Here is a 2103-nt window from a genome sequence, read left to right as displayed (position 1 = left end):
TCCTCGACGCGGTCGGCGACGACGTCGTCGATGCCGTCGTCGCTCTCGCTCGCGCCGCCGTCGAGGTACGCCCGCAGCGCCGCGCGCATGACCTCGCTCTTGGACTCGTCGAGGTCGTCGACGGCGTCCACGAGGTCGTCGTCCGCGCGGAAGGTTATCTTCGACATGACCGTTCGGTACTACGTACCACCTCCGGGGTCTTCAACCCACCCCACGCGTCTGACGCTCGTCGTCCGTTTCCGAATGGTAACCCTTAAATCCGAACCGCGGCCTACGCAGGAATGCGCCCGCCCTTAGCTCAGACTGGTAGAGCAGTCGACTGTAGATCGACTTGTCCCCCGTTCAAATCGGGGAGGGCGGACTCGTTTTACGAGTCGACTCGTCGGGAGTCGAGTTCTATCGGAGTTCCGAGTCGCCGTCGCAGACCGGACAGGTCGCGGCGCCGTCGGTGCCGGTCGTCCCGCACTCCGAGCAGATCCAGTAGCCGCTGTCGGCGTCCTCGGGCTCCGACGTGGCGGCGTCGGCGAGGTGGTAGTCGCCGCGGAGGAACTGTTCGCCCGTCGTCGAGATGCCGACGAGGTCGTCGTTCTCGACGAGGAGGTCGTGGGCGACGAGTTTCTCGCAGCGCTCGTCGAAGGCGTCGGCCGAGAGGTCCAGCAGCGGCGAGAGGTTCGCGAGGGTCGCGCGGAGCTGCGGCCGCGTCAGCGGCCCGGTCTCGTCGAGCGTCTCGAGGACGCGTTCGTCGGTCTGCGTGAGCCACTCCGCGTGTAGGCGAACGGGCACGGGTCACTCCGGGTCGCCGGTCGCGACCGTGGACGATCTCGTTCGCGTCGGTGCGAGCGTGTCGACGTCGAGGGCGGCGAGGTGTTCGTCGCAGAGCCGGAGCGTCGCCCGCTCGGCGTCGTAGTCGACGCGGGAGACGACCCGGCCGCCTTCGACGTGCGCTTCGGGGAGCCACTTCGGGAGCGCCCACACGCCGTCGCGGTCGCAGTACAGGCAGCCGTCGTCGGTGCGCTGGCTGCCGGGGTGGGCGGCGAGTTCGCCGAAGTACTCCGTCTCGCAGCGGACGCAGAGCGGCCCGAGCTCCCGGCCGGTGGTCGTGTCGACGACGGCGCGGTTGTAGCCGCTGCGTTGCTGGCACGCGATGCAGTCCATGTGTGGTCCTCGTTAGGTACGGACTAGCACCCACTGTCGGGTGGTAGTATAAAATTTTCTAATAGTCGTACGGAGGGCGACCGAGCGGCGCGTCCGGATCCGTACGCACCACTGGTTCGATTGGAGAACCGCGGGAGTCAGCGCGCACGAACCGGAGAATCGACGCCCGCCGCGTCGCGTCCTCCGGTTCGAGTCGAGACCGCCCGACGGCACGCTGCGCCCCGTCCAACCGAACTCGTATCAGAAATACGCGACGAACGGACGAACCGACAGACGGCGGACTGCCGACATAATTCTGCCCGCGAAACTCCGGAACGCGGCGTCAGACGCGAGTGCGACGCGTTTCGACTGGAGACCCGTTCACACACGGCACGATCGTCTCGGCGCTGAACCGGACCGCGACCTCGGTGGGACTGTCCCGCGGCGGCGCTTACTCCTCGGTGCACTCGGCGCAGCTGCCGGGCGTCGTGAGCTGGATCCGGTACTCCGTCTCGACGGCGCCGGCGCTGTCCTCGCTCTCGACGATGGAGTCCCACTGCGGGAAGAGGAACTTCGGCTGGTCGCCGCACTTGAAGCACGCGACCAGCGAGATCGACGTGGCGTCGCCGTGGCCGTTCAGCCAGTTCGCCTCGCAGTCCGTGCAGAGGCTCCCTTCGACGGCCCCCGAGAACCGGTCGACGGCCACACGCTCGTAGTCGGTCGTGCGGCCGCAGCGAAGACAATCCATTCTAGTTTCGACGACAGGTCCCTCGTCGCTCAGGTTGCCCAAGAGCGCATGAGTTTATTAATATTTTGCCGGGTCGCGGACGAACACCTGCGAGAACCGGACGCCAGCGGCTCCCGACGCCGATTCGACGAGCTCCCGGCGACCTCAGCCGCTCGCCGCGGCGTGCCGGGTGCGGAGTCGCGTGTGGAGGACCGGGGTCGCGAGGAAGGCGGCCGCGGCGC

The 2103-nt window shown here is 67.7% G+C and carries 4 protein-coding genes and 1 tRNA gene; 1 reads left to right on the top strand and 4 read right to left on the bottom strand.

Annotation, left to right across the window (positions count from 1 at the left end):
• The coding region (locus GJ634_RS14980; RefSeq protein WP_157503631.1) for a ribbon-helix-helix protein, CopG family at nt 1-167 on the bottom strand (167 nt) is incomplete at its 3' end.
• Between the two features lie 120 nt (nt 168-287).
• On the opposite strand from GJ634_RS14980, the gene GJ634_RS14975 reads away from it, so the two are divergent.
• Nucleotides 288-361 (top strand) — tRNA-Tyr (locus GJ634_RS14975).
• 35 nt (nt 362-396) lie between these two features.
• Here the strand turns inward: GJ634_RS14975 and GJ634_RS14970 are convergent.
• The 3 genes from GJ634_RS14970 to GJ634_RS14960 all read right to left on the bottom strand — a co-directional run bounded on the left by GJ634_RS14970 (nt 397) and on the right by GJ634_RS14960 (nt 1882).
• On the bottom strand, nt 397-783 hold the full coding sequence (locus GJ634_RS14970; RefSeq protein ID WP_157503630.1) for a hypothetical protein: 387 nt from the start codon (nt 781-783) through the stop codon (nt 397-399).
• A gap of 3 nt (nt 784-786) precedes the next feature.
• The gene (locus GJ634_RS14965) at nt 787-1155 is read right to left on the bottom strand and encodes a hypothetical protein (protein ID WP_157503629.1); all 369 of its coding nucleotides are present in this window, start codon (nt 1153-1155) and stop codon (nt 787-789) included.
• A 430-nt stretch (nt 1156-1585) separates the two neighbouring features.
• Nucleotides 1586-1882: a hypothetical protein gene (locus GJ634_RS14960; RefSeq protein ID WP_157503628.1), complete on the bottom strand. Its 297-nt coding sequence runs from the start codon at nt 1880-1882 to the stop codon at nt 1586-1588.
• Between the last annotated feature and the right edge of the window lie 221 nt (nt 1883-2103).

Origin of the sequence: Halobacterium sp. CBA1126, from assembly GCF_009741975.1 — an archaeon.
GTDB lineage: Archaea > Halobacteriota > Halobacteria > Halobacteriales > Halobacteriaceae > Halobacterium.
The sequence above is the reverse complement of the archived record's forward strand: the minus strand, read 5'-3'. Positions and strand labels throughout refer to the sequence as shown.

What these genes read in the sequence shown, in the direction of transcription:
- GJ634_RS14965 (WP_157503629.1), bottom strand. Translation starts at nt 1,155, where the DNA reads ATGGACTGCATCGCGTGCCAGCAACGCAGCGGCTACAACCGCGCCGTC.
- GJ634_RS14960 (WP_157503628.1), bottom strand. Translation starts at nt 1,882, where the DNA reads ATGGATTGTCTTCGCTGCGGCCGCACGACCGACTACGAGCGTGTGGCC.